The 26,540-nt window shown below is 63.8% G+C and carries 24 protein-coding genes and 1 pseudogene; 11 read left to right on the forward strand and 14 right to left on the reverse strand.

The genetic code is table 11. The features are described 5' to 3' along the window. Nucleotides 1-45: 45 nt before the first annotated feature. From putA to spdA, 3 genes are all read right to left on the reverse strand, one after another. Nucleotides 46-3,753 carry a trifunctional transcriptional regulator/proline dehydrogenase/L-glutamate gamma-semialdehyde dehydrogenase gene (putA, locus tag ASD01_RS13360; RefSeq protein ID WP_034797273.1) on the reverse strand — a complete coding sequence of 1,236 codons (3,708 nt, stop codon included), beginning with the start codon at nt 3,751-3,753 and terminating at the stop codon, nt 46-48. 186 nt (nt 3,754-3,939) lie between these two features. After that, nucleotides 3,940-4,254, reverse strand: a complete 315-nt coding sequence (locus ASD01_RS13365; RefSeq protein WP_034797263.1) for a YkgJ family cysteine cluster protein — start codon at nt 4,252-4,254, stop codon at nt 3,940-3,942. 40 nt (nt 4,255-4,294) lie between these two features. Continuing rightward, nucleotides 4,295-5,101 (reverse strand): 2', 3'cyclic nucleotide phosphodiesterase SpdA, encoded by an 807-nt coding sequence (spdA, locus tag ASD01_RS13370; protein WP_034797261.1) that lies wholly within the window; start codon nt 5,099-5,101, stop codon nt 4,295-4,297. 200 nt (nt 5,102-5,301) lie between these two features. Here spdA and ASD01_RS13375 point away from each other — a divergent pair, with 200 nt between their 5' ends. Beyond that, on the forward strand, nt 5,302-6,336 hold the full coding sequence (locus ASD01_RS13375) for a proline racemase family protein (RefSeq protein WP_034797259.1): 1,035 nt from the start codon (nt 5,302-5,304) through the stop codon (nt 6,334-6,336). A 92-nt stretch (nt 6,337-6,428) separates the two neighbouring features. Here the strand turns inward: ASD01_RS13375 and ASD01_RS37390 are convergent, their stop codons facing one another. Together ASD01_RS37390 and ASD01_RS37395 are read right to left on the reverse strand one after the other, a co-directional pair. Next, nucleotides 6,429-6,767 (reverse strand): tetratricopeptide repeat protein, encoded by a 339-nt coding sequence (locus tag ASD01_RS37390; RefSeq protein ID WP_309139233.1) that lies wholly within the window; start codon nt 6,765-6,767, stop codon nt 6,429-6,431. Beyond that, nucleotides 6,744-7,289: pseudogene (locus ASD01_RS37395) on the reverse strand (sel1 repeat family protein); the annotation flags it as partial. The gene ASD01_RS37390 and the pseudogene ASD01_RS37395, both read right to left, overlap by 24 nt. Nucleotides 7,290-7,499: 210 nt before the next feature. Here ASD01_RS37395 and ASD01_RS13385 point away from each other — a divergent pair. Continuing rightward, entirely contained in the window at nt 7,500-8,123 is a 624-nt protein-coding gene (locus ASD01_RS13385; RefSeq protein ID WP_034797608.1) for a FecR family protein, read from the forward strand. 48 nt (nt 8,124-8,171) lie between these two features. On the opposite strand, the gene ASD01_RS13390 is transcribed toward ASD01_RS13385, so the two are convergent. From ASD01_RS13390 to ASD01_RS35985, 3 genes are read right to left on the reverse strand one after another with little or no spacing between them, the layout of a single operon-like run. Beyond that, on the reverse strand, nt 8,172-10,034 hold the full coding sequence (locus tag ASD01_RS13390; protein ID WP_034797257.1) for a CHASE2 domain-containing protein: 1,863 nt from the start codon (nt 10,032-10,034) through the stop codon (nt 8,172-8,174). Nucleotides 10,035-10,039: 5 nt separating this feature from the next. Then, nucleotides 10,040-10,744: a Crp/Fnr family transcriptional regulator gene (locus ASD01_RS13395; protein ID WP_034797255.1), complete on the reverse strand. Its 705-nt coding sequence runs from the start codon at nt 10,742-10,744 to the stop codon at nt 10,040-10,042. Beyond that, nucleotides 10,692-10,901 carry a hypothetical protein gene (locus ASD01_RS35985; protein ID WP_159415575.1) on the reverse strand — a complete coding sequence of 70 codons (210 nt, stop codon included), beginning with the start codon at nt 10,899-10,901 and terminating at the stop codon, nt 10,692-10,694. Before ASD01_RS35985 ends, ASD01_RS13395 begins: the two co-directional genes overlap by 53 nt. 106 nt (nt 10,902-11,007) lie before the next feature. On the opposite strand from ASD01_RS35985, the gene ASD01_RS13400 reads away from it, so the two are divergent. Beyond that, nucleotides 11,008-11,430: a DoxX family protein gene (locus tag ASD01_RS13400; RefSeq protein WP_034797251.1), complete on the forward strand. Its 423-nt coding sequence runs from the start codon at nt 11,008-11,010 to the stop codon at nt 11,428-11,430. A 73-nt stretch (nt 11,431-11,503) separates the two neighbouring features. Here the strand turns inward: ASD01_RS13400 and ASD01_RS13405 are convergent, their stop codons facing one another. Together ASD01_RS13405 and ASD01_RS13410 are read right to left on the reverse strand one after the other, a co-directional pair. Then, nucleotides 11,504-11,932, reverse strand: a complete 429-nt coding sequence (locus ASD01_RS13405) for an RbsD/FucU family protein (RefSeq protein ID WP_034797249.1) — start codon at nt 11,930-11,932, stop codon at nt 11,504-11,506. Then, nucleotides 11,932-13,164, reverse strand: a complete 1,233-nt coding sequence (locus ASD01_RS13410) for an ROK family transcriptional regulator (RefSeq protein ID WP_034797247.1) — start codon at nt 13,162-13,164, stop codon at nt 11,932-11,934. Before ASD01_RS13410 ends, ASD01_RS13405 begins: the two co-directional genes overlap by 1 nt. 342 nt (nt 13,165-13,506) lie before the next feature. On the opposite strand from ASD01_RS13410, the gene ASD01_RS13415 reads away from it, so the two are divergent. From ASD01_RS13415 to ASD01_RS13445, 7 genes are all read left to right on the forward strand, one after another. Further along, nucleotides 13,507-14,532 carry a sugar ABC transporter substrate-binding protein gene (locus tag ASD01_RS13415; protein ID WP_034797243.1) on the forward strand — a complete coding sequence of 342 codons (1,026 nt, stop codon included), beginning with the start codon at nt 13,507-13,509 and terminating at the stop codon, nt 14,530-14,532. Between the two features lie 198 nt (nt 14,533-14,730). Next, the gene (locus ASD01_RS13420) at nt 14,731-15,816 is read left to right on the forward strand and encodes an ABC transporter permease (protein WP_034797242.1); all 1,086 of its coding nucleotides are present in this window, start codon (nt 14,731-14,733) and stop codon (nt 15,814-15,816) included. Then, complete coding sequence (locus ASD01_RS13425) at nt 15,816-16,598, forward strand: ATP-binding cassette domain-containing protein (protein WP_034797240.1); 783 nt, start codon at nt 15,816-15,818, stop codon at nt 16,596-16,598. Before ASD01_RS13420 ends, ASD01_RS13425 begins: the two co-directional genes overlap by 1 nt. Beyond that, complete coding sequence (locus ASD01_RS13430; RefSeq protein WP_034797237.1) at nt 16,595-17,215, forward strand: nucleoside triphosphate hydrolase; 621 nt, start codon at nt 16,595-16,597, stop codon at nt 17,213-17,215. The genes ASD01_RS13425 and ASD01_RS13430 overlap by 4 nt, the downstream gene beginning before the upstream one ends. Nucleotides 17,216-17,401: 186 nt before the next feature. Beyond that, nucleotides 17,402-18,439 carry a dihydroorotase gene (gene pyrC / locus ASD01_RS13435; protein ID WP_034797236.1) on the forward strand — a complete coding sequence of 346 codons (1,038 nt, stop codon included), beginning with the start codon at nt 17,402-17,404 and terminating at the stop codon, nt 18,437-18,439. Nucleotides 18,440-18,466: 27 nt separating this feature from the next. Beyond that, nucleotides 18,467-19,159 carry an orotate phosphoribosyltransferase gene (locus ASD01_RS13440; protein ID WP_034797234.1) on the forward strand — a complete coding sequence of 231 codons (693 nt, stop codon included), beginning with the start codon at nt 18,467-18,469 and terminating at the stop codon, nt 19,157-19,159. Between the two features lie 92 nt (nt 19,160-19,251). After that, nucleotides 19,252-20,178, forward strand: a complete 927-nt coding sequence (locus ASD01_RS13445; protein ID WP_034797231.1) for a carbohydrate kinase family protein — start codon at nt 19,252-19,254, stop codon at nt 20,176-20,178. Between the two features lie 3 nt (nt 20,179-20,181). Here ASD01_RS13445 and ASD01_RS13450 read toward each other — a convergent pair whose 3' ends face one another. The 4 genes from ASD01_RS13450 to ASD01_RS13470 all read right to left on the reverse strand — a co-directional run bounded on the left by ASD01_RS13450 (nt 20,182) and on the right by ASD01_RS13470 (nt 24,953). Beyond that, the gene (locus ASD01_RS13450; protein WP_034797229.1) at nt 20,182-20,394 is read right to left on the reverse strand and encodes a helix-turn-helix domain-containing protein; all 213 of its coding nucleotides are present in this window, start codon (nt 20,392-20,394) and stop codon (nt 20,182-20,184) included. A gap of 3 nt (nt 20,395-20,397) precedes the next feature. After that, nucleotides 20,398-20,952: a DUF2975 domain-containing protein gene (locus ASD01_RS13455; protein ID WP_034797227.1), complete on the reverse strand. Its 555-nt coding sequence runs from the start codon at nt 20,950-20,952 to the stop codon at nt 20,398-20,400. A 535-nt stretch (nt 20,953-21,487) separates the two neighbouring features. Then, complete coding sequence (gene pgi, locus ASD01_RS13465; RefSeq protein ID WP_034797225.1) at nt 21,488-23,113, reverse strand: glucose-6-phosphate isomerase; 1,626 nt, start codon at nt 23,111-23,113, stop codon at nt 21,488-21,490. 139 nt (nt 23,114-23,252) lie between these two features. Continuing rightward, nucleotides 23,253-24,953 (reverse strand): long-chain fatty acid--CoA ligase, encoded by a 1,701-nt coding sequence (locus ASD01_RS13470; protein ID WP_034797224.1) that lies wholly within the window; start codon nt 24,951-24,953, stop codon nt 23,253-23,255. 336 nt (nt 24,954-25,289) lie between these two features. Here ASD01_RS13470 and ASD01_RS13480 point away from each other — a divergent pair, with 336 nt between their 5' ends. Next, nucleotides 25,290-26,525: an MFS transporter gene (locus ASD01_RS13480; protein WP_156623651.1), complete on the forward strand. Its 1,236-nt coding sequence runs from the start codon at nt 25,290-25,292 to the stop codon at nt 26,523-26,525. Nucleotides 26,526-26,540: the final 15 nt, after the last annotated feature.

The following is a 26,540-nucleotide window of genomic DNA, read 5'->3' on the forward strand; positions in this document are numbered from 1 at the left end:
CCTCTCCCACGACGGGAGAGGGCGCTTCGCAAGATATGGAACCGATCAGCCGATCGCCATCAGGCTGGCATTGCCGCCGGCCGCTGCCGTGTTGATCGAGGTCGAGACCTCCTCGAGCAGCCAGTTCAGGCAATAGGCGTCGGGGTTCTTGACGATCTCTTCGCTCGAAGCCGCCTGGACGAGAACGAGCGGGCCGGGAAGGCCGGCGATCGTCTTGCTGACTTCGCGCACGCGGGCGCCGTCACCTTCGACGAGCGCGCCTGCGAACGGACCGTCGGCGGCCCAATCCTTCGACCAGGAAAGGCGTGCGGCGATGCTCGCCGGCAGATCCTTCAGCGAAGCATGCAGACCGGAAGCCGCGTCGACGACGACGGTGTTGCCGGTCGCAAGGGCGGCACCCAGCTGGTGGTAGAGGCCGGTTTCGGTGGTCGGAACCAGCAGCACGCGGCCACGCGGATGCAGCGCATAGAGGTTGCGCTCGCCGACCGGGCCCGGAAGTTCCGAGTGAAGCCCGAGGGCCGAGTTGCTGCCGGCGGTGCGGGCGGCTTCGGCTTCCGCCTTTTTACCCTTGCCGTCGAGCCACTTGGCAAAGTCGAGCAGAACAGGATCGGTGTGAACCGAGCTGTGCTGCGGCGGGACCGGGGCGGTGGCGACGAGGCGGCCGAGATAGAGCGGGCCGCCAGCCTTCGGGCCGGTGCCGGAGAGGCCACGTCCGCCGAAGGGCTGAACGCCGACGACGGCGCCGATTACGTTGCGGTTGACGTAGAGGTTGCCCGCCTTCACCCGCGAGGTGACGTGGGCGATGGTCTCGTCGAGGCGCGTGTGCAGACCGAAGGTGAGGCCGTAGCCGGTGGCGTTGATGTCGTCGATCAACCGGTCGAGATCGTCGCGGCGGTAGCGGATGACGTGCAGAACCGGACCGAAGACTTCGCGCTTGAGGTCCGAGAGCTTGTCGAGCTCGATGATCGTCGGCGGCACGAAGGTGCCCTGTTCGGTGCCGGAAGCAAGGCCGATCTGCTCGACTTTGCGGCCGAGGCCGCGCATGGCATCGATGTGCTTCTCGATGATGCCCTTGGCCTCAGCGGTGATAACAGGGCCGACATCGACCGAGAGCCGGTCGGTGCGGCCGATCTTGAGCTCATGCAGCGCACCCTTCAGCATCGAAAGCGTGCGGTCGGCAACGTCTTCCTGCAGGCAGAGAACACGCAGCGCCGAGCAGCGCTGGCCGGCGCTGTCGAAGGCCGAGGCGATGACGTCGCCGACGACCTGTTCGGCAAGTGCCGAGCTGTCGACGATCATGGCGTTCTGGCCGCCGGTTTCGGCAATCAGCGGGATCGGCCGGCCGGCGGGCGACAGTCGATCGGCAAGCTGCGCCTGGATCAGGCGGGCGACTTCGGTCGAGCCGGTGAACATCACGCCGGCGATCTCAGGCGCGGCAACGAGCGCCGCACCGATGCGGCCGTCGCCGGGGAGCAGCTGCAGCGCGTCGGCGGGAATGCCGGCCTCGTGCAGAATGCGCACGCCTTCGGCGGCGATCAGCGGGGTTTCTTCAGCGGGCTTCGCCAGCACCGGGTTGCCGGCGACGAGCGCGGCGGCAATCTGGCCGGCGAAGATCGCCAGCGGGAAGTTCCATGGGCTGATGCAGACGATGGGACCAAGCGCCTTGTGAGCCGGGCCGAGCGTGCGACGCGTCTGTTCGGCGTAGTAGCGTAGGAAGTCGATCGCTTCGCGCACTTCGGCAATGGCGTTCGGCAGCGACTTGCCGGCTTCGCGGGCGATGAGGCCGAGCAGGGTTGGCATGCGCGCCTGCATCAGGTCGGCAGCGCGGGTAAGGCAGGCGGCGCGCTCGGCGGGCGAGACGGCGGCCCAGCTCGCGGCGGCCTTGGCGGCAAGCGTCGCTGCCTGGCGGGCGTCGGCTTCCGATGCCTCGGTGACCGAGCCGACCACGTCGCGGTGGTCGCCGGGGTTGACGACGGCGCGGGTTTCGCCGGAGGCAGGCCCCGTTGCCAGCTGCGGAACGGCCTTCCAGTTAACCGTCGCACTTGCCTGGAGCGCTGCGGTCAGCGAGGTCAGGCCGGCTTCGTTCGAAAGGTCGAGACCGGCGGAGTTGCGGCGCGTGTCGCCGAAGAGGTTGTCGGGCAGCGCGATCTGGTCGTGCGGTGCGCCGACGACCGGCATCGCGCGCACGATCTCGACCGGATCGGCAATCAGTTCGTCGACCGAGACCTTCGGGTCGGCGATGCGGTTGACGAAGGAGGAGTTCGCACCGTTTTCGAGCAGGCGGCGAACGAGATAGGCAAGCAGCGTCTCGTGCGTGCCGACCGGCGCGTAGATCCGGCAGGGACGGTCGAGATTGCCCTTGCCGACCACCTCGTCATAGAGCGGCTCGCCCATGCCGTGCAGGCACTGGAACTCGTACTTGCCGACCTTGAAGTCCTTGCCGGCCATTTCGTAGATGGTCGCCAGCGACTGCGCATTGTGGGTCGCGAACTGCGGGAAGATCACGTCGGTTGCGGCCAGCAGCTTCTTGGCGCAGGCGATGTAGGAGACGTCGGTGTAGATCTTGCGGGTATAGACCGGGAAGTCTTCGAGACCGTCGAGCTGCGCGCGCTTGATCTCGGCGTCCCAGTAGGCGCCCTTGACGAGGCGCACCATGACGCGGCGGCCGGCGCGGCGCGCAAGGTCGATGATGAAGTCGAGCACGTATGGGCAGCGCTTGCCATAGGCCTGGACGACGAAGCCCATGCCGGCCCAGCCGGCGAGATCCTTGTCGAGGCAGAGTTCTTCGAGCAGGTCGAGCGAAAGTTCGAGACGGTCGGCTTCCTCGGCGTCGATGTTGAGGCCGATGTCGTATTTCTTGGCGATAACGGCGAGCGCCTTCACCTTCGGCAGAAGCTCTTCCATGACACGCGACGCCTGCGAACGGGCGTAGCGCGGGTGCAGCGCCGAAAGCTTGATCGAGATGCCGGGGCCTTCATAAATGCCGCGGCCGGCCGATGCCTTGCCGATGGCATGGATCGCCTGCTCGTAGTCACGGTAGTAACGCTCCGCGTCGGCAGCCGTCGTCGCCGCTTCGCCGAGCATGTCGTAGGAATATCGGAAGCCCTTCTGCTCGAGTGCGCGCGAACGGCGCAGCGCCTCGTCGATGGTTTCGCCGGTGACGAACTGTTCGCCCATCATGCGCATTGCCATGTCGACGCCGCGGCGGATGACCGGCTCGCCGCAGCGGGCGATCAGGCGGGTGAGCGCGGCGGAAAGGCTGCGGTCGTTGACGGTTGAGGTCAGCTTGCCGGTGACGACGAGACCCCAGGTGGCGGCGTTGACGAACAGCGAGCGGCCACCGCCGATATGCGACTTCCAGTCGCCGTCGGCGATCTTGTCGCGGATCAGCGCGTCACGGGTTGCGGTGTCCGGAATGCGCAGCAGCGCTTCGGCCAGGCACATCAGCGCCACGCCTTCCTGGCTGGAGAGCGAATATTCCTGCACGAGGCCTTCGACGCCCGAACCCTTGTGCTTGGCGCGTAGCGCCTCGATCAGCTTGCGCGCCGTCTTGGCGGCGGCCGCACGGGTGGTGGCGTCGAGCGTTGCGGCTTCGACCAGTGCCGGCAGCGCTTCCGTTTCCGGCCGGCGGTAGGCGGCGGTGATCGCCTGGCGCAGCGTGCTCTGCGGTCGGACTGGCGGGGCGAACTCGGCAAACGGAGCCTGAGGCGCGCCGGTCTCTGCAGTGGTCTTGTGAAGCGGTGTCTGGCTCATCGAGCGCTATCCTCCGGGAAGCGGTTTTGAAGGCGCGGCGCGCCCTCGATCGTGGGCGGAAAATACGCTTCCTTTCGCCGTACATCCATCCGGCAAATTTGATCTTTAGCGGAATGTTTCACCGTCCCACGCGCGCGGCGCCGCAGAGGATGCGGAATGTTCGCAATATCGCCGGATGATCCGGTGTTATGCGGCCTTGCCGAAATGCTTCTCGCGGGCCATCAGGCACTCGTCATCGCCCGGCATGCAGGTGCGACAGACGATCGGTCGGATCGCGTAGATCTTGCAGCCGACATGGTCGCCGAGCTTGCCGTTGAGCGCCAAGCAGCGATCGTCCTCGCAACGCATGCCGCCGAGATCGGCGGACACATACTCCGCCGGGATCAGGTCGAGCTCCTCGTCCGTCTCCAGCGAGAAACGCGGCCAGTCGGCCGAATAGGCGCAGCAGGCGCCGCAGCTCTGGCAATCGAAGCTTTCGTCGAGGGATACGGGTTCGGTCATGCCGTCAAACTAGCATGAAGGCCGTGCGTTCGAAATGGCCTTACGCGATGGCGGCATCCCGGCGAGCGATCTCGTAGTCCTCCGTATGCACCAGCACGCCATCGGCGGTCACGACAGCGATGCCATAGGCCGCCGGCTCGTCGACCGACAGCGACGCGTCCGGTGCGTCGAAGGGCATCGGCTGCTGGTGCACCGGGCTCTTGAAGACCGAGAAGGGAATGCCGCGGGAAGAACCACTGATCGTGCGGTGCACATGGCCGGCGAAGATGTGCCGGACATTGCCGTGCCGTTTGACGAGATCATAAAACTCCGCCTCGTTGGCGAGCCGGATCATGTCCATGCCGCTAAAGCCGGTCCTGTGCGGCGGGTGATGCATGAAGATGAGCACCGGCCGGTCGCCGGCATCGGCCAATTGCCGGTCGAGCCAGGCGAGCCGCTTGGCGCAAAGTACGCCGGCATGGCTGGTCGGATAATCATAGGGCGGGGCAAACAGCGTATCGAGCAGGAGGACGCGGCAGTCTGCAAAATCGATCGCCTGCTGCACGAAGCCGTTCTCGTCGGTCTCGGCATCGGCAAAGACGTCGCGGAACACCTCGCGCCGGTCATGATTGCCGATGGTGATGGCGACCGGCGGCGTAAGCTGATCGATGAGCCGCTTCAGGCGCTCGTAGGACGCGCGGTCCGCGTAGTGGGTGAGGTCGCCCATGAAGACCACCCGGTCTGCGTCCGCATGGTAGCGGTTGACATGCGCGATGCCGTTGGCCAGCCGCTGATGGGGGTCAAGGCCGATGATTGTTGTACCCTCGGGCACCATATGCAGGTCGGTGAAGATGATCAGCTTTGTCATGGAGTTCCAGAGGGTTGCGTCCGATTGGCCCAAGCTGTCGCGCCGACGGGCGTGCGTCAAGCCGCATCTTTGGGCTCGACAGACGAACTGCGGCCCGCGGTTTTTCTTGCGGGCGCCCGCGGAAAGCGGTAATGCAGGCGCATCTGATATATCAGCCATGGTCGCCGCTAAGGCTATGGCAAACGCGTTGGAGAAACGGCATGCGGTGGAAGCGCACGATCCAGTTGCTGGACGTTCATTGCGAGGGTGAAATCGGCAAGGTCGCGATCGGCGGCGTGCCGAAGATCCCGGGCAACTCGATCGCCGAGCAGCTCAACCATATCAACACGGTCGATGACAGCCTGCGCCGGTTCCTGTGCCTGGAGCCGCGCTCCGGCTCGATCGGATCGGTCAACCTTTTGGTGCCGCCGAAGCGGCCGGAAGCTGATGCCGGCTTCATCATCCTGCAGGCCGACCAGGCCCATGCCATGTCCGGCTCGAACTCGATCTGCGTCACGACCGCGCTCTTGGAATCCGGCATCATAGAGATGAAGGAACCCGAGACCGTCGTCATGCTCGACACTGCCTCCGGCCTCGTCAAGGCGACCGCCACCTGCCGCGACGGCCGCTGCGAAAAGGTGAAGCTGACGATGGTGCCGTCCTTCGTGCATGAGCTCGACGTCGAGGTCGACACGCCGAAGTGGGGCAAGATCAAGCTCGATCTCTGCTACGGCGGCATCTTCTACGCCCTGGTCGATGTCGGCCAGATCGGTACCACGATCGACAAGGCGAACGCCCGCGAGATCGTCGAAGCCGGCATGATCCTGAAGGACATCGTCAACCGCACCATCCCCGTCGTTCATCCGGAAATCCCGGAGATCAAGGGCGTCGCCTATGTGATGTTCCGCGATGTCGAGGCTGACGGCACGATCCGCACCTGCACCACGATGTGGCCGGGCCGCGTCGACCGCTCGCCTTGCGGCACGGGCAGCTCCGCCAACCTTGCGACGCTGCATGCGCGCGGCAAGGTCAAGGTCGGTGACGTCCTGAAGTCCCGCTCGATCATCGGTTCGGAATTCGAAGTGGGCCTCGAAGGGGTCACGACTGTTGCCGGTCGCGAGGCGATCATCCCGACCATTGCCGGTCGCGGCTGGACCTTCGGTCTGCACCAGGTGGCGCTCGACCCGTTCGATCCGCTGGCCGATGGCTTCGCGCTCACCGATACCTGGGGGCCGCAGGCAGGCGAAATCCGCTAGTCGGTCGCGTTCTTAGGGGGTGTTCTAAACGAAAACGCGGGCCGAAGATCATGGGATCTCCGACCCGCGTGGCCCTTGGGAGGCGTGTTCGATTACTTGATGCGGCTTGCCTTGGGGAGCATGGCTGTCTCAAACCCATCGCTTACGCTGAGTGCGGCGAGCTTCTGGCCGGCAAACGCATCGCCTTCATTGGCGGCCTTGCGGAAGATTTCCCGTGCCGCGGGGATGTCCTTGTTGATGCCTTCGCCGTTCTCGAGCATCAGGCCGAGATTGACCATGGCATCGACATTGCCCCTGTCGGCGGCAAGCCGGTAGAACTTGGCGGCCTTCGCGTTGTCCTCAGCGACCAGCTTTCCTTCATCAAGGATGACCGCGAGATTGAAGGCGGCGACGTCGTCGCCGGCGAGGGATGCCCGCTCGAACCATGCGATCGCGAGTTCGCCGTTGACCGAGGTTCCCATGCCGTCGCGATAGGAGACGCCGAGATTGTAGGCGGCGAGAATGTTGCCGGCGGCGGCGGCCTTCTGGTTCAGCGCGAATTCGGTGGCGGTATCGCCTTCTTCGCCGACGAGAACGGCATAGTTGGTCATGGCCAGCGCGTGGCCATGTTCGGCGGCTTCGCCGAGAATGCGTTGCGACTGGATCTTCTGGCCGGCCTTGTCGAGAACGCGGGCCAGCTGAAACTCGGTGCGGGCGCCACTCTTCTGGTTATAGGCCTCGCGGCAGGCCGACAGCGCGACGCCGATCTTGATGTCCTCAGTGGCAACGGCCGGGAAGACCATATTGCGTTGCAGGTCGAAAATGCTGCCTGCCTCGCGGTCGCAGACGTCGGCTGCGGAAAGCTCGGCGGCGCGGGCTGAAGGAAGTGCGATCGCAGCAACCGCCAGCAAGCTGACGACAGCCAGGAATACGGCGTTGATGATGCGGGTGCCGGATGCGCTGCGATTTTCCATGAAGCTCTCCCTTCTCTTGACGGTGAACTTATCCCTGCTCGTTGGAGACGGCTGTTCCGGCGGGAACAGCCCGGCAACGAAAGCTCGGGCGAAGTGGGGAGGGACTGCTGCGGGCCGGCCCTGCGCCCGCTTGCATCCGGGAGCGCCGGGGCTATCCTCGCAAGGCGGCAGCGATACGGGAGATAAGCGATGGAAGATCTGGCAGCGTCGATGCGCAAGATGCTGGTGAGCCGGCGCGTCGTCGTCGGCGGTCTGTTGCTGACGGCGGCCGGCGGTGGTGCTACGCCCGCCTGGGCAGGCTCAGCCCTTGGCGAGGCAACGGAGATCCGCGGCGATGTCCGGCTGAGGCAGGCAAAAAAGGATAAGCCACTCGCCGTCGGCGGTCAGCTGTTCGAGAACGACCGCGTGCACACGAACGCCGAGAGTTTTGCAACCTTGAATCTGGGCACGGATACGCGCGTGCTTCTGGGCGCCGAAACCGAACTGCTCGTCGATAGCTTCATTGCCGGGCAGGGCGGCACGCTCGAGCTTGGAACGGGCCGCATGGTCTTCGACCGGCCTGAGGGGTTGCCGAAGGTCGATGTCGCCGTCCGCACGGCCTTCGGCATGATCGGCGTGCGCGGCACCAAGTTCTTCTGTGGTCCGAGCCGGGCCGCCTTTGCCGTCTTCGTCGAACATGGAAGCGTTTCGGTCGCGCGCGGCGGCGTAACCAAGATCGTCGCTGCGGGGCAGGGGGTGGAGTTTCATCATCGCGGGGACGTCCCGAGCGAGCCCGCCAACTGGGGCGAGGCGCGCATCAAGGAGGCCTATGCCAGCGTCGGCCTGACGCGCTGAGCTGACGCCGACATTATCCGAAGCGGCGGGTGCAGACGGCGCGCCGCCTCAGTCGGCGACCGTGAACAGTTCCATCGTCGAGAACCCGCGGATCTCGTGGCTGCCAAGCGGGCGAAGCGGCCTTTTGCTTTCCTGAGCGGCAGCGGGCCCGACGCAGATCGCCGTGCCGAGAAACTTGTTTGCCTCCTGAAGGCGTGCCGCCAGATTGATCGCATCGCCGTGGGCCGTGTAGTCGAGCTTGCCGCCGGCGCCGACCTCGCCGACGACGGCCGGTCCGGTCTCGATCCCGATCCGCGTACGGCCGAAACCGTTGGAGGCGAACTGCGGACGCCTGCGCATCTCTTCCGTCAGCGCATGGATCGCCTTGGCGCAATCGATGGCCCTGTCGACATGATCAGCCAGATCCTCCGGGGCGTTGAAGAACGCGTGCACCGCATCGCCCACCACCTTGTCGACCATGCCGCCATGGTCGGCTACCAGCGCGTTGACTTCGGCAAAATAGATGTCGAGCAAGGCGATGAGCTCCCGCGGCTTGAGCCTCTGCGACAGAGTGGAAAAGCTCTCGATGTCGGTAAAGAGCGCGGTCACCTGGCGCTCCTCGCCAGCCATGCGGGCAAGTCCGGGATTGTCGATGTAGCGGGCGACCACCGACTGCGGCAGATATTGCGAAAACTTCTGCCGGGCCGTCGCTTCCGCGCGCCGGACCTGGGCAAATTGCAGGACGCTGGTCACCGCGAGGACGGCAATAAGCGCGACCGAGACGCTGACGGCATCGATGAGCCAGCCGCTGGCATCGTAGACGACGGCAGATGCAGCGACCGCGGCGGCGACGGTGCAAAGGCCGAGCGCCGCCGATGTCAGCGGCCGCAGGCGGGTGGCGGCAAAGGCGATGCCGAGGCCGGCGACAAGTGCGGCCACGGCTTCGGCAAGCGGCAATCGGCCGTCGCGCTGCGGCAGGAAGCCGGTCATGATCGCGTTGGCGATGTCGGCGTGGATCTGCACCGAGGGTTCGAGCGGCATCGAGGCGCTCGGTCTGAGGCCTCCGAGGCTTGGCAGGCTGCTGCCGATCAGCACGAGTTTGCCGGCGAAGCGTTCGGGCAAAGCCTTGCCGGACAAGACGTCGGCCGCCGAAACCGTACGTTCGCTGAGCCGTTCCTGAGAACTTGCGACGAAACGCAGGCTTCCGGTGTCGTCGAGCAAGATCGTTTGCCCGTCGATGCGCATCCAGGCCGGCTGGCCGCCGAGGATGGGCGTGCCGCCGCCCCGCATCTGCCGGGCCGCTTCGATCGCCAGCGTCGGATAGGCGTCGTTGCCGAGGATGGCATAGGCCTGAACCCGGCGTATGCGCGCATCCTCGTCGCCGACGAGAAACGAGGCCGCCGCCGCACTCGCCTGATCCATGAAGGCCCGGCATGACGTTTCCGCGCCGTCGAGAAACCACAGTTCGGGCGCGGTGAAGGGTCGGCTGAGCGCCAGCGGCGGCACGGGACGCGGCAGCTCCTGCACCGTATCGGCGACGAGAAAACCGAGAACGACGGCGGTCTTCGAAAGTGCTGCGGCAAGCGCCGGGTTGCCGTCGGAGCTGGGGTCGCAATCGGCGCTGAAGACGAAATCGACTGCAATCACCTTGGCGCCCGCGGTCGCGAGTCGCGACAGAAGCTCGGCGGTCGCTGTCCGGTCCCATTCACCCGAAGGGCGCGACTGGTGGGCCTGCCGGTCGATGTCGACGACGACGAGGTCGGGCGACTGGGGGGCAGGAACCCATTGCGTCAGACTGTCGAAGAACAACTCGCGCTGGGTTTCGAACAGCGGTCCGGCGTAGAGATAGAGTGCTATGGCCGCAAGCAGGCTCGTGAGGCAACCGCCGGCGAGCGGCGTGAAACGCAAACGCCGGCGTGGCTCAACGACCATGCGGTCTAGTCCTCCTCGGGGTCAGCGATGCTCTGCAGGCGACCGACCTTGCAGGCGATGATGCCTTCGTTGCGCTTGATCGCACCGCTCTCCTCAAGCCACTGGATGGCGCGGTTGACCTTGGGTCGGCTGGCGCCGAGCACGCCGGCGATGTCCGTCTGGCTCATGGTCAGCCTGAGATTGGCACTTTCCGGCAATTCGTTGCCGTGGATCTGCCGGAGGGTCGCGAGGAAGAAGCGCGCCACCCGGGCGTTGAGGTCGTAAAGCGCGATGGTTTCCAGCCGCTCCGTCGTGTCGCGAAGCTGGGCGCAGAGAAAGCGGATGACCGCTTCGGCCGCCTCCCGTCGATTGGTGACGATGTCGAGAAAGGCCTTCTTGCCGATTACATAGCCCTCGGAGGCGGTCGTGGCGGTCGCATCGGCCGAACGGGTCTGACCGTCGAGCACCGCCATCTCGCCGAAGATCGCGCCGGCTTCGTGCTGGCGCAGCATCAGTTCGCGGCCCTGCGGCGTGATCAGCGACAGCTTGATGCGCCCGGAGATGACGACAATCATGTAATTGCCTTCGTCTCCGCGCTGGAAGATCACGGTGCCGGCCGGCCATTTCCGATAGGTCGCGATATTGGCAAGTTCGGCGATAGCGTCCTTGTCGAATTCTTCAAAGATCGGAAACGAGCGCCAGAATGCCGGGCTCCTGTTGATTTCGTTCATGACATTCCCCCGCGCGGCGTCCCCTGCCGCGCCGAAATTCTTCGCCCAGCCGCTCCGTCGTTGCAACATAAAAGAACGAGGCGCCGTCGTTGTAGTTCCGCATTGCCTTGCAGTCCTGCGTCGAGAAGTGGCCGATAGAAGGTTGACGATGCGTCATCGGCGTTTCATTTTTGTGAACGATCTGTCGCCCGCGCAACGGCTAGATGATTTTGAAAATACTGATACTTCTGTTGCCAACGAACCGTTTCTCACAGGAGTCTTCCATGTCTCAGAATGTTGTCGTCCTCGTCGGACGCATCCTGCTTTCGATCATGTTTATCACGGCCGGTTTCGGCAAGCTCACCGATCCGTCGGCGACCGCCGGAATGATCACCGGTGCCGGCTGGCCCGCGCCGACGCTGCTTGCCTATCTCGCCGGCGCCTTCGAACTGGTTGCCGGTCTTGCCGTTCTCGTCGGTTTCCAGACGAAGATTGCGGCCTACCTGCTGGCGGCCTTCACGCTCGTGACCGCCTTCGTCTTCCATAGCGGTGCGATCAACATTCCGACCTTCCCGCCGGAAGCCAACGGCCTGCTGAGCGTCTTCAACAGCCTGATGATGATGAAGAACATCTCGGTCGCCGGTGGCTTCCTCGTGCTCGCCGCCTTTGGCCCGGGCGCGCTGTCGATCGACAAGCGCGGCGCCTGAGGCACGGATTTCACTTGATGAAATGCAAGGCCCGCCGGTTCGCCGGCGGGCTTTTTTCGTTGTGTGCGAAGTCTCAGGGATAAATCACGCCCTTGCGCAGGATGACGTTGCCGTAAAGCCGTGGCTCGCTCGTCTGGACCAGCGTGTGGGCGGCCCTGACGCGCGGATAGAAATCGGCGCCGAGCAGAGGCACAACGCGGCGGTTCGGTTCGTGCTTGCCGCAGCACGCGACGATCTCTTGGTGGACCGGGTCGAGCGTGTCCTTGTCCTGTTTGACAGTGGCGCGGAAGATCGCCTCGGGCACAAAATCGTCGATCGGCAAGACGCTCAAGATAGCGTCGAGCACGGGGATCAGCGGGTGCCCGTCGAGCCGGATGAGACGGCGCGCATGTTCCTGGCCGGGGTAGTTGCCATCCACCAGCGCGATCTCGTCGCCGTGGCCCATCGCTCGCAGCGTTGCGAGCAGTTCGGGACTGAGGATCGGGTTTAGGCCTTTCAGCATCAGCCGAGCTCCTTGAAGAGGACATTGGTGTCGAGCAGGTAGCGGGAAAAGAGCGGCAGGCTCGCGCCGCCGATGGCGCGCGCATGGCTGCCGACCATGCCTTCCACCAGTTCGGGAATGGTTACACCCTGAAGGTCGAGGTCGTAGAGCGCTTTGCGCGTGGCGGAAAGCAGCCGCGCCCGCACCCAGGGCGGGAAGCCGCCGTCGATGACGACGGCCGAGAAGTCGACGATCGAAACGGCGGAGACGACGGCCTGGGCGAGGGCTGCGCCGCAGTCGTCGATCCAGATGTCGAGCGGTTCGCCGAAGTCGATCCAGTCGTCGGCCGAGTACCAGAGCGGCCGCGGATCGATGCCGCGTTCGCGCAAGAGGTTTTCGAGCACGAAGACCGAGGCGATCTTGAGCAGCTGGATGGTCTTGCCGTCCTTGCCCGAGACCGGCAGCGGACCGACGGCGCCAGCCGTTCCTGTTCGCCCGGAGAAGAGTGCGGAGTTCAGCACAACACCGCCGCCGATGAACGAGCCGATATAGAAATAGACGAAATCCGGATAGCTGGCGCCGACGCCGAAGGCGAGCTCGGCACCGCAGGCGCTGGTGCCGTCGTTCTGCAGAAACACCGGATAGGTGGTACGGGCAGCGACCGCCGCCTGCAGGTCGACGTCGCGCCACCTGTTCATCTCTTCGCGCGGCGCGCCCACTTCTTCGGCCCAGTTCCAGAGCTCGAAGGGGGTGGCGATGCCGATGCCGGCGATGCGCTTGCGCTGGTCGGGGCCAAGCTGCTGTTCGAGCTTCGCCATGCCGGAAATGATGAAATCGACGAGGTCGCCGGGCAGTGGGTAGGCATGCACGTGGTGCAGATGCAGCCGGATGTTGCCGACGAAATCCATCAGCACCAGATCGGCGCTGCGCCGGCCGATCTTGACGCCAAAGGAATAGACCGCGTCTGGGTTGAGCCGCATCGGCGTCGAGGGCTGGCCGACCTTGCCTCTGACGGGATCGCCTTTGACCAGAAGGCCGTCGCTTTCGAGCGCGCGCATGATCACCGAAACGGTCTGCGCCGACAGGCCGGAGCGCCGGGCAATGTCGGCCTTGGAGAGGCCGCCGTGGCGCCGGACCAGCGACATGACCAGCCGTTCGTTGTAGGCGCGCACGCGCGTCTGGTTGGCGCCGCCGCTCGGATCGATGACTTCAGGTTGCGTCGGTCCCCGGTCGGGGCCGTCTGTCAGTGACATGCCACCGTCTCCTCCCGTTGGCATTGGATTATGTGAGCGGGATGCGGGCGCAAACCGCCTGCATAGTTCCTCACCCCGTTCTGCCGCCCGCTTGGCGCAGGTCTCTTGTTTCCACTTGTCGCGGCTCTGTCAATTTGGTCGGCGCGCCAATCCTCCGGTGGAGCGCTATCATCCCAAGAATGCCACATCGAAATAATAATTCAATTTGATTTATTTATTGACACTCCGGAAATTTAGTGTTTGTTTTTGTCTCGGAAGCGCCAGTTGCAGCGGAGGAGAATGCTGCGGTGGTGTAGCCAGGGCCGGTCCGCCGGCACGATTTTCAATCCTTGGGAGGATTTCATGAAGAAGACTGTTCTTTCCGCTGCTTTTGGCGCGCTGTCGCTTGGCGTTGTCTTCGCCATGCCCGCGCAAGCCGCCGATGTCGGCGCCTGCCTGATTACCAAGACCGACACCAATCCCTTCTTCGTCAAGATGAAGGAGGGCGCGACTGCCAAGGCCAAGGAACTCGGCGTGACGCTGAAGTCCTATGCCGGCAAGATCGACGGCGACCATGACAGCCAGGTGGCTGCGGTCGAATCCTGCATTGCAGACGGTGCCAAAGGCATCCTGATCGCCGCCTCCGACACCAAGGCGATCGTCGATCAGGTCAAGAAGGCGCAGGAAGCCGGTCTGCTCGTGATCGCGCTCGACACGCCGCTCGATCCGGCAACCGCCGCCGACGCGACCTTTGCCACCGACAACCTGCTCGCCGGCAAGCTGATCGGCCAGTGGGCAGCCGCCACCATGGGTGATGGTGCCAAGACCGCCAAGATCGGCTTCCTCGACCTGACGCCGTCGCAGCCGACAGTCGACGTTCTGCGCGACCAGGGCTTCATGATGGGCTTCGGCATCGACACGAAGGATCCGAACAAGATCGGCGACGAGGACGATCCGCGCATCGTCGGCCACGACGTCACCAACGGCAACGAGGAAGGCGGCCGCAAGGCGATGGAGAACCTTCTGCAGAAGGATCCTGATATCAACGTCATCCACACCATCAACGAGCCGGCCGCCGTCGGCGCTTATCAGGCGCTGAAGGCCGTCGGCAAGGAAAAGGACGTGCTGATCGTTTCGGTCGACGGCGGTTGCCCGGGCGTCAAGTCGGTCGCCGAAGGTGTCATCGGCGCAACGTCGCAGCAGTACCCGCTGATGATGGCGGCTCTCGGCATCGAGGCGATCAAGAAGTTCGCCGATACCGGTGAGAAGCCGAAGCCGACGGAAGGCAAGGACTTCTTCGATACCGGCGTCTCGCTCGTCACCGACAAGCCGGCAGCCGGCGTCGAATCGATCGATACCAAGGTCGGCACGGAGAAGTGCTGGGGCTGATTGCCCGCCTTCTACCGTCACCATGTAAAGGCAACGGAAGGGCGGCCCCGGCCGCCCTTCGCGTAAGCGCCGATGTCTTTGACAAGGCGACGAAAACCGCGCAGCTTTTAAAGAGTGCTATTGCCCGCGTCATTGTGGGCGGGCTGTGCACGACACCATCGCAACCCCTTGGGAGTGGGGTTCACGGGAGGAAGGTCCATGGGCGAGCCCAACACAGCCGCGCAGCCATCCCAGGAATTCGAGAAAGTCCTGGTCAACAGTTCGACGCAGGTCGCGTCGTTCGATACGCATGACAAGACAGCGGTCCAGAAGATCCAGCATTTCCTGCATTCGACGCCGGCCGCCGTGCCGTTCATCGTGCTGATTGCAGCGATCCTGATCTTCGGCATCGCCATCGGGGGTAAGTTCTTCTCGTCCTACACCCTGACCCTGATCCTTCAGCAGATCGCCATCGTCGGCATTCTTGGTGCCGCACAGACGCTGGTGATCCTGACCGCCGGCATCGATCTTTCGATCGGTGTCATCATGGTGCTGTCGGCTGTGATCATGGGCAATTGCGCCGTCACCTACGGCCTTCCGGCACCGATCGCGATCTTCATCGGCTTCGTCGTCGGCGGCGCCTGCGGCTTCCTCAACGGCTTCCTCGTCTCCAGGGTCAAGCTTCCGCCGTTCATCGTCACGCTCGGCACCTGGTATGTCATCATGTCGACGAACTTCATCTATTCGGCCAACGCGACGATCCGCGAGGCCGACGTGACGGCCGTCACCCAGATGCTCCACCTCTTCGGCGTCAGCTTCAAGGTGGGCTCCGCCGTCTTCACGCTCGGCGTGGTGATGATGGTCGTGCTGGTCTTCGGCCTCTGGTACGCGCTGAACCACACCGCCTGGGGCCGCCACCTCTATGCCGTTGGCGACGATCCGGAGGCGGCGAAGCTCTCGGGTATCCGCACCAGCCGCGTGCTTCTGAGTGCCTATACGCTTGCCGGCCTGATCGCGGCACTTGCCGCCTGGGTCTCGATCGGCCGCAATGGCTCGATCTCGCCGTCCGCCGCCGTCACCGACTACAATCTGCAGGCCATCACCGCAGCCGTGATCGGCGGCATCTCGCTCTTCGGCGGCCGCGGGTCGATCCTCGGCACACTGATCGGCGCGATGATCGTCGGCGTCGTCTCCATGGGGCTCAACATGCTCGGCGCCGATCCGCAGTGGAAAGTCTTCCTCACCGGCGTCTTGATCATCACCGCCGTCGCAATCGACCAATGGATCAGAAAGGTAGCAGGCTGATGGCTCAGGAACCCATTCTCACCGCGCGCGGCCTGGTCAAGCGTTACGGTCGCGTCACCGCCCTCGATCATGCCGATTTCGATCTCTATCCCGGCGAGATCCTCGCCGTGATTGGCGACAACGGTGCCGGCAAGTCCTCGATGATCAAGGCGATCTCCGGCGCTATCACGCCGGATGAGGGCGAGATCCGGCTTGAGGGCCAACTGATCAACTTCCGTTCGCCGATGGAAGCGCGAACGGCCGGCATCGAAACGGTCTATCAGAACCTGGCGCTGTCGCCGGCGCTGTCGATCGCCGACAACATGTTCCTCGGCCGCGAAATCCGCAAACCTGGCATCATGGGCAAGCTTTTCCGCACCCTCGATCGCGCGGAAATGGAAAAGCGGGCGCGGGCGAAACTGTCCGAACTCGGGCTGATGACGATCCAGAACATCAACCAGGCGGTGGAAACGCTCTCGGGCGGCCAGCGCCAGGGCGTGGCCGTGGCGCGGGCCGCGGCCTTCGGCTCCAAGGTGGTGATCATGGACGAGCCGACGGCGGCACTCGGCGTCAAGGAAAGCCGGCGGGTGCTGGAGTTGATCCTCGACGTGCGCTCGCGCGGCCTGCCGATCGTCTTGATCTCGCACAACATGCCGCATGTGTTCGAGGTGGCCGACCGCATCCACGTTCACCGTCTCGGCAAGCGTCTCTGCGTCATCAATCCGAAGGAGCATACGATGTCGGATGCGGTTGCCTTCATGACCGGGGCGAAGGAGCCGCCGCGCGAGGCGCTTGCGGCATGAATGTCGAGCCGATTGCAAACGAAATCCTGAAACGGGCGGCCGGTGCCGCCCGCTTCGTCGTCGCCATCGCCGGGCCGCCCGGTGCCGGGAAGTCGACGCTGGCCGAGGCGCTGGCCGAAACCCTGGTTGCCGGCGGCGAAAGGGCGGCGGTTCTGCCGATGGACGGCTTTCACATGGACAATGCCGTTCTTGAGGAAAAAGGTCTCCTCCCACGGAAGGGGTCGCCGGAGACATTCGACGTCAGGGCTTTTCTTTCGACGGTCGCCGCGGTGCGCGCCAATGACGGCGAGGTGCTGGTTCCGGTCTTCGACCGCTCGCGCGAGATCGCGATCGCCTCTGCCAGGATCGTTGCGCCCGAGACCCGCATCATCCTGGTCGAGGGCAACTACCTGCTGCTCGACGAGGCGCCGTGGGACAGGCTCGAAGGCGCCTTCGATTTCTCGATCTTCATCAATCCCGGCGTGGCAGAACTGGAGCGGCGGCTTTTGCAGCGCTGGTTCGATCACGGCTATGACGAGGAAGCGGCGAAGCGCAAGGCTCTCGGTAACGACATCCCGAACGCGCATCGCGTGGTCGACCATCAGCGGGCGGCGGATCTGGTGCTTGCGGATTTCTGAGCGATGGTCGGATTGCGGATTGTGTTTGCGGGCGCATTGGTGATATCGAGACGCGGTTCCACCACATGAGAAACCGCCCGCCACCCGCGTACCCGCCGGCTCGCAAAGCTGCGCGCGCGGATCGGGCGCGAGCCCGGGGCTGCGGTTTTCCGTCTGCGCCTGCTCTGACCTAGGAGAACGCTGACCATGCAAGACCTCGTTATCCGCCGCCCGGATGATTGGCACCTTCATTTGCGCGACGGCGACATGCTGAAGGGCGTTATCGCCGATACCAGCCGCCATTTCGCCCGCGCGATCATCATGCCCAACCTGGTGCCGCCTGTCGTCACGACCGCAGACGCCTCCGCCTATCGCGAACGTATCGTCTCAGCGATCCCGGCCGGGGACCGGTTCGAGCCGCTGATGACGCTCTACCTGACCGCAGGCACCAATCCCGACGACGTCGAAGCCGGCCACAAGAGCGGTCTCGTCAAGGCGGTCAAGCTCTACCCGGCAGGTGCGACGACCAACTCGCACAGCGGCGTGCGCAACATCGACGAGGCGATGCCGGTGCTGGAGCGCATGGCAAAGATCGGCCTGCCGCTCTGCGTGCATGGCGAAGTCACCAGCTCTGATGTCGACATCTTCGACCGCGAGGCCGTGTTCATCGAGACCGTGCTCGATCCCTTGCGCAAGCGCCTGCCGGAACTGAAGGTGACGATGGAGCACGTCACCACCAAGGACGGCATCGACTACATCAAGGCGTCGAAGGCGAACCTCGCGGGTTCGATCACCACCCATCACCTGATCATCAACCGCAACGCCATTCTCGTCGGTGGGATCAAGCCACACTATTACTGCCTGCCGGTCGCCAAGCGCGAGAACCACCGCCTGGCATTGCGCGCGGCTGCCGTCTCCGGCGACAAGCGCTTCTTCCTCGGCACGGACTCCGCACCGCACGTCGATCCGCTGAAGGAATGCGCCTGCGGCTGCGCCGGCATCTACACCTCGATCAACACCATGAGCTGCCTGGCGCATGTGTTCGAAGAGGAGGGCGCGCTCGACAAGCTCGAAACTTTCGCCTCGCTGAACGGTCCCGCCTGGTACGGGCTGCCGGTGAACGAGGAAACGATCACGCTCAGGAAACAGGCAGAGGCTGTCACCTATCCCAAGAAGATCGAGACCGGTGCCGGTCCGGTCACCGTTTTCGATCCGATGTTCCCGCTGCACTGGGCCGTCGTTTGATCGCTTGAAGTTTTGAAGGAGAGTTTGATGTTTTCCAACGCGTTCACCGACAAGGCCGTCATGGCCGAGCTGGTCGCCAAGATGCTCTGGGAGATCAAGGCCGTGCATTTCAGCGCCGACAAGCCCTACAAGCTGTCGTCCGGCATGGCGAGCCCCGTCTATATCGACTGCCGCAAGCTGATTTCCTATCCGCGCATCCGTTCGGCGGTGATGGATTTTGCTGCAGCGTCGATCCTGCGCGAAGCCGGTTTTGAGAAGTTCGACATGGTTGCAGGCGGCGAAACCGCCGGCATTCCCTTCGCCGCCATGCTTGCCGAACGTCTCGGTCTGCCGATGATCTATGTGCGCAAGGCGCCCAAGGGCCACGGCCGCAACGCCCAGATCGAAGGCCATATGCCGGAAGGCGCCCGCGTTCTCGTCATCGAGGACCTGACGACGGCTGGTGGCTCGATGTTCAAGTTCATCGACGCGATCCGCGCAGCCGGTGGCATCGTCGACCACGGCATTGCGCTCTTCTACTACGACATCTTCCCGGAAGCGGTCGGCGAGATGAAAGGCAAGGGCGTCGACCTGCACTGGATCGCCACATGGCGCAACGTGCTTGCGGTCGCCCGCGAGCAGAAGCTGTTCGACGAAAAGACGCTCGGTGAGGTCGAGGCCTTCCTCAACGCGCCGCTCGCCTGGTCGGGCCGCAACGGCGGCGTCAGCGCCTTGGCGTAATCTCTGGCGAGGCCTCGGTTCTGCCGGGGCCTCGTAGCGTCTTCAGTCATAATTTTTAAATCGATTGAAAATCTGTCGAGGAGGATAAGCCGATGATCGTATGCTGCGGAGAAGCGCTGATCGACATGCTGCCGCGGGACACGACCGCGGGCGAGAGTGCCTTTGCGCCCTATGCCGGCGGCGCGATCTTCAACACGGCGATCGCCCTTGGCCGCCTCGGCATCCAGACCGGCTTTTTCACGGGTCTCTCCGACGACATGTTCGGCGATATCCTGCGCGACACGCTGAAGGCAGCGAATGTCGATTTCGGCCCCTGCGCGACGCTGTCGCTGCACACGACGCTTGCCTTCGTCAAGCTGGTCAACGGCCATGCCAGCTACGCCTTCTTCGATGAAAACACTGCCGGCCGCATGATCACCCGCGAGCACCTGCCAACGCTCGGCGATTTCTGTGAGGCACTGCATTTTGGCGCGATCAGCCTGATCCCCGAGCCCTGCGGCTCGACCTACGAAGCATTGATGACGCGCGAGCATGAAAAGCGGGTCATTTCTTTCGATCCGAATATCCGCCCCGGTTTCATCAAGGACCGAGAGGCTCATCTCGCCCGCATGAACCGCATGGCGGCGATGTCGGATATCATCAAGTTCTCCGACGAGGATCTTGCCTGGTTCGGCATGGAGGGCAGCCACGACGATCTCGCCGCCGATTGGCTGAGGCGCGGCCCCAAGCTGGTGCTGATTACCAAGGGCGCCGATGGCGCCGTCGGTTATACCGCCCGCCACAAGGTCGAGGTTGCCGGTGAGCGCGTGACCGTGGTCGATACGGTCGGTGCCGGCGACACTTTCGATGCCGGCGTGCTGGCATCGCTGAAGCTCGCCGGTCTCCTGAGCAAGGCCGATGTCGCCGGCCTCACTGAAACCGCCGTTCGCAACGCGCTGGCGCTCGGCGCCAAGGCGGCGGCCGTCACGGTCTCGCGCGCCGGCGCCAACCCGCCGTGGAAGCATGAAATCGGTCTTTGATCGTTAGTCCGGGTCCGGGCGGTATTCCAGGATATCGCCCGGCTGGCAGTCGAGTGCTGCGCAGATCTTTTCCAGCGTGTCGAAGCGCACGCCCTTCACTTTTCCGGATTTCAGCAGCGAGATGTTCTGCTCGGTGATCCCCACCTGTTCGGCAAGATCGCGTGAACGAACCTTGCGTTTCGCCAGCATCACATCGAGATTGACGACAATCGGCATGGGCTAGACGAAGCTCCTGTTCTCCGCCTCGACCCCTGATGCTATGACCATGACATGGCCGAGGCCGACGACGAGCCCGGCCATTAGAAGCACGATCATCGTGCCGCCATTGATGTCGAACATCACCGCATGTCCCGTGGTGCCCGGGTTGTCATAGGTGACAGCGAGGATGCCGATCCCATTGCTGACGGTCATGCACAGCGAGCCGAAAAGGGCGGTCAGTCCCACCCGCCGCAACAGCACGCCATTGCGGCCGGACAGGATCTCGCCGCGCTGGAAGCTGTCGAAAAGCTGCCAGGCGAATGCGAGGCCGGCAATGACGAGCGCGTTGTTGATCGCGGCCAGAAAGGCGACGGTCCCGATGGCTCGATAGGACAGAGTGATGATCTCGACCCGAGGGAAGACGATGTCGCGAACGCCCTGTTCGAAGCCTTGCCGGTCGAAGAAGATCTGCCAATGCGTGTAGACGACCGCCGAACAGAACAACGCTCCGCACAATATGATCATGAGCTTCATGAAGCGGCTGAGCTTGCGCAGCCTCTCGGCGGAGTTCGTCATACAAAGTCCCTTATCGTTTCACTTGTATTTTTATCGTAGAACAATAAATAATTGCCGTCAATTGTGATGTTGGATGCGGCCCTGGAGCTTTCCTGGCAGGAGGGGAGCGCGCCTGCGGAAAGCCAGAGCTATGCGCTCGACGTCCACGCGGGCAGTGTGCCGGCTGCGGCGCTCGGGAGCCGCGTGCCACCGGGAGAAACGCTCTATCTCCTGGCTCTCGCCGAAGCGGACGCTGCGCGCTTGCGGCTGTTGCAGGAAAAGATCGCACGCTCGAAACGGGGCGAGCCTAACCGCGGCAGCCTGTCGGCCGGTTCTCCGGACGTTGCCGAAAGGTCATGGTCAATGCCTGGATGCAGATGGGGTCGGACACGGACTATTTTCCGCTGCTGTTGAAGCTCGATCTGATGGAGGTGCTGAAACCCGGCGCCACGACGTTGCCGGGTTGTGCAAAATCACGAGGCCCGAGGCGCGAAAAGCGCCTCAGGCCTCTATCGTCTTCAGCGGTGCGGTTCCGGGGAGAACCCTGCGGATTTGTTTAATGGGCGGCTTTCAGCAAGGCTGCCACCAGACCCGCCGTCGACGAATCGTGACCTTCGGCGCTTTCCTTACCTTCGACGACGGGAAGCAGGCCGGTCGCCAGCTCCTTGCCGAGCTCGACGCCCCACTGGTCGAAGGAATTGATGTTGAAGAGCGCGCCCTCGACGAAGACGCGGTGCTCGTAAAGCGCGATCAGGCGGCCGAGCGCGAAGGCATCGAGCTGGTCATAGACGATCGTCAGCGACGGGCGATTGCCGGTGAAGACGCGGTGCGGCGCAATCTTGTCGGCCTTGGAATCGGCCATACCCTTGGCGGTCAGCTGCGCCTTGGCTTCCGCGAGCGTGCGGCCCTTCATCAGCGCTTCCGACTGGGCCAGGCAATTGGCGATCAGCAGCTCGTGCTGGTGACGCAGGTTCTTCTCGTGGCCGTTGGCGGCGATCATGAACTCGGCGGGAATGACGTCCGTGCCCTGGTGGATCAGCTGGTAGAAGGCGTGCTGGCCGTTGGTGCCGGGCTCGCCCCAGACGACCGGGCCGGTCGAGTATTCGACCGGCGTGCTCTCAAGCGTCACCGCCTTGCCGTTCGATTCCATATCGAGCTGCTGCAGATAGGCGGGGAAGCGCGACAGGCGCTGGTCATAGGGCAGGATCGCCCGCGACGGGTAGCCGAGCACGTTGCGATGGTAGAAGCCGAGAAGGCCGAGCAGGACCGGTATGTTCTGACGGATCGGTGCGGTGCGGAAATGTTCGTCTATGGCGTGGCCGCCATCGAGGAAGCGGCCGAAATTCTCCTTGCCGACGGCGATCATCAGCGGCAGGCCGATCGCCGACCAGATCGAGTAGCGCCCGCCGACCCAATCCCAGAAGCCGAAGACGCGGGCCTGGTCGATGCCAAAGGCGGCGACCTTGTCGAGCGCGGTCGAAACGGCTGCGAAGTGATGGCCGACGGCAGCCTCGCCGAGCTTATCGGCGATGAAGGCGCGGGCGGTCGCCGCGTTGGTCATCGTCTCGATGGTGGTGAAGGTCTTCGAGGCGATGATGAAGAGCGAGGTTTCCGGATCGATCAGCTTCAGCGTATCGGCGATATGGGCGCCATCGATGTTGGAAACGAAGTGCAGGCGCGGGCCGTCGTGGAAGGGCGCAAGCGCCAACGTCGCCATGACAGGACCGAGGTCCGAGCCGCCGATGCCGATGTTGACGACGTCGGTGATCTTCTTGCCGGTCGCACCTTTCAGCGCGCCCGAGCGGATGCCGTCGGCAAAGGCGCCCATGGCGGCAAGCACGCCGTTGACATCGGGCATCACGTCCTTGCCGTCGACGAGGATCGGGCGGTTGCCGCGGTTGCGCAGCGCCGTGTGCAGCACGGCGCGCTCCTCGGTGATGTTGATGATGTCGCCGCGGAACATGGCGTCCCGCTTCTCCTCGACCTTGGCGGCCCTGGCGACCGCCTCCAGTCCGTCCAGCACCTTGTCGTTGACGGCGCATTTCGAATAGTCGAGCAGCAGGTCGCCGAGCGTGGTGCTGAAACGCGCGAAACGTTCTGCGTCGGCGGCGAAGGCCGCGCGGATATCGGTTGCGTTGGTTTGAGCGGCGGTGGCTTTGAGTTGGTCGACAAGCGCTTTCATCGCGGGGCTCCTTGGTCGGACAGGGGTGTCGGACAATCGCCTGCGTAGCTATTCGCTTTAAGTGGACCAAATCAAGACTGGAAAACCGCCGAGGCGGCGGTTTTCAGGATTTTTTAAATCGTTTGAATTTCGGAGTAGTTTATCCGCGCAGATCCTTGCGCAGGATCTTGCCGACATTGGTCTTCGGCAGTTCGGTGCGGAATTCGACGAAACGCGGACGCTTGTAGTTGGTGAGGTTGGCGGCGCAGTGGCGCTTGACCTCTTCCTCCGTCAGTGCTGCATCCCTCTTGACGACGAAGAGCTTGACCGCTTCGCCGGAATGCTCGTCCGGAATGCCGATCGCCGCGCATTCGAGGATGCCCGGATGGGTCATCGCCACTTCCTCGATCTCGTTCGGGAAAACGTTGAAGCCGGAGACCAGGATCATGTCCTTCTTGCGGTCGACGATCTTGACGAGGCCGTCGGCGTTCATGAAGCCGATGTCACCCGAGCGGAAGAAGCCATCCGGCGAGATCGCCTTGGCGGTCTCGTCCGGCCGCTGCCAGTAGCCGGCCATCACCTGCGGCCCGCGGATGCAGATCTCGCCGACTTCGCCGATCGCCAGCGTATTGCCCTGGTCGTCGCGGATCTCGACGTCGGTGGACGGGATGGGCATGCCGATCGTGCCGGTGAACTCGGTCGCGTCGAGGATGTTGGCTGTTGCCACCGGCGAGGTCTCCGACAGGCCGTAACCTTCGGCGATCGAGCAGCCGGTCATCTGCTTCCAGCGTTCGGCGACCGGGCGCTGGATCGCCATGCCGCCGCCGAAGGTCAACATCAGCGACGAGAAATCGAGCTTCTGGAACTCCGCATTGTTCATCAGCGCGTTGAACAGCGTGTTGAGGCCCGGGAAGATATTGGTGTTGTGCTTGCCGAGTTCCTTGACGAAGCCCGGGATGTCGCGGGGATTGGGGATCAGGATGTTGTTGCCGCCGGTGGCAAGGCCCATCAGCGAATTCACGGTCAGCGCGAAGATATGGTAGAGCGGCAGCGCGCACATGAAGACGAGATTGTCCGGCCGGGTGCGCGAGCGGAACGCCGTCTGGAACCAGATTTCCATCTGCGCCATGTTCGACAAGAGGTTCGAATGGGTGAGCGTCGCGCCCTTCGAGACGCCCGTCGTCCCGCCGGTATATTGCAGGAAGGCGACGTCGCTCGCGGCGACGTTCGGCTTCGTCAGCTTGGCTCGCCCGCCCTTGGAAAGAACGTCCTTGAACGAAAGATGGCCGGGGATCGACCAGGCGGGAACGAGCTTCTTGACGCGGCGGACCACCAGATTGACGATCGCACCCTTCAGGCCCAGCATGTCGCCCATGGTCGCGACAACGACGTGCTTGACCGCGGTCTTGTCGACCACCTGCTGCACGGTGTGCGCGAAGTTTTCCAGAACGAAGATCGCCTTGGCGCCGGAATCGGTGAGCTGGTGCTGCAGTTCGCGCGGCGTGTAGAGCGGGTTGACGTTGACGACGGTAAAGCCGGCCCTGAGGATGCCGTAGACGATCACGGGGTTCTGGAGGATGTTCGGCATCATCACCGCGACGCGGTCGCCCTTGGCAAGGCCGATCGATTGCAGCCAGGCGCCGATCCTGGCGGACTGGGCGTTGAGGTCGGCAAAGGTCAGCGTCTTGCCCATGCAGGTGAAGGCCGGACGGCTCGAATAGCGGGCAACGGCGTGGTCGAAGAATTCGCCGATCGACTTGTAGGGCAGGGGGCCAATTTCGGCGGCTATTCCGGGTGGATAGGATTTCAGCCAGATCTTGCCTGGGCTGATACCCGTCTGTTGTGCGCTGACTTCCGCCATGACCTCTCTCCCTCTGGTCGCCACAGGCTGGCCTGATGCGGCCTGAGAAAATCCCTCCCGATCCTCTCACGCCGATGAGGATGATGCTTTTGCGACACCTCTTCAAGCTGAGATTCGGAATTATATAACTTTGACGTAAACGTCAACTGAGCTTACGGTTAACAGGCTTCTGCGAGCCTTGCGAAAAAGTATGACGAGAACCGCAAAAGCTTTGCCTGCCGCAGGAAAAACCTGTATTGCATTGCAGCATATCCCTGTTGGTCCAATCCGACATCCGCCGACATATCCCCCAGATTTTTCTCCGGCCGCAAGGCACGGCGACACTGGCCATTGCCCATGAGCGAACCCATGTGTGACGAAGCCTTCTCCTCAGCCGTCGATCCGCGCCGCGCCCGTGTTTCTGCCGCCGAAGTGGCGCTCGCCGTCGGCGGCTTCGGGATCGGTACCGGCGAGTTTGCGATCATGGGTCTCCTGCCGCAAGTCGCCGAAGACGTATCGGTATTGGTGCCCCAGGCTGGTGCGGTCATCAGCGCCTATGCGCTCGGCGTCGTCGTCGGTGCGCCGCTGATCGCGGTGCTTGCCGCCCGCTTCTCGCGCTTCCGGGTGCTTTTGGTCCTGATGCTGGTTTTTGCCGTCGGCAACTTCGCGAGCGCCGTCGCTCCGGATTTCTACACGCTGATTGCCGCGCGCTTCTTCGCCGGTCTGCCGCATGGCGCCTATTTCGGCGTGGCTGCCCTGGTGGCGGCCGGCCTTGCCGCGCCGAACCAGCGGGCCCGCGCCGTCGGCCGGGTGATGATGGGACTGACCATCGCCACTCTCTTCGGCACGCCGCTCGTCGCCTGGTTCGGCCAGGCGCTCGGCTGGCGCTCCGCGTTTGCCATCGTCGGCGCCATCAGCCTCCTGACCATGGCGCTCACCTTCGCCCACGTACCGCGGGACAAGGGCAACCCGAAGGCGACGCCGCTTCGCGAGCTGGGTGCGCTCGGCAAGCTGCAGGTCTGGCTGATGCTCGGCATCTGCGCCATCGGCTGTGGCGGCATGTTTGCCGTCTTCAGCTACATCACACCGGCGCTGACCGAAGTCGCAGGTGTTTCGCTTGGTAATGTGCCGATCATGCTTTCGGTCTTCGGTGCCGGCATGATCCTCGGCAACATCGTCGGGGCGCGGCTTGCCGACTGGGCGCTGATGCCGGCGATCGGTATCGCCATCGTCTTCAACATCTTGGCCTATGTGCTTTTCTATTTCACCATGGGCAATCCGTGGATCGCCATCGTCAACGTGCTCTTCATCGGCGGTGGCTTTGCCGTCGTCCCGGGCGTGCAGACCCGGCTGATGGATGTCGCCGGCGAGGCCCAGACGCTGGCTGCTGCCCTTAGCCACTCCGCCTTCAATCTCGCCAATGCGCTAGGCGCCTGGCTCGGCGGCGTTTCGATCGCTGCGGGTTATGGCTGGACCTCCACCGGTTTCGTCGGTGCCGTTCTCGGCGTTGCCGGCTTCGGTATCTTTCTCGCCTCAGTCTTCGTCGATCGCGCACAGCCTGCGCGTATGGCTGCAAAACCTGCGGCGGAATGACCGGCTTTATCGAAA

Origin of the sequence: Ensifer sp. Root423 (assembly GCF_001426275.1) — a bacterium.
GTDB classification, from domain to species: Bacteria; Pseudomonadota; Alphaproteobacteria; order Rhizobiales; family Rhizobiaceae; genus Ensifer; species Ensifer adhaerens.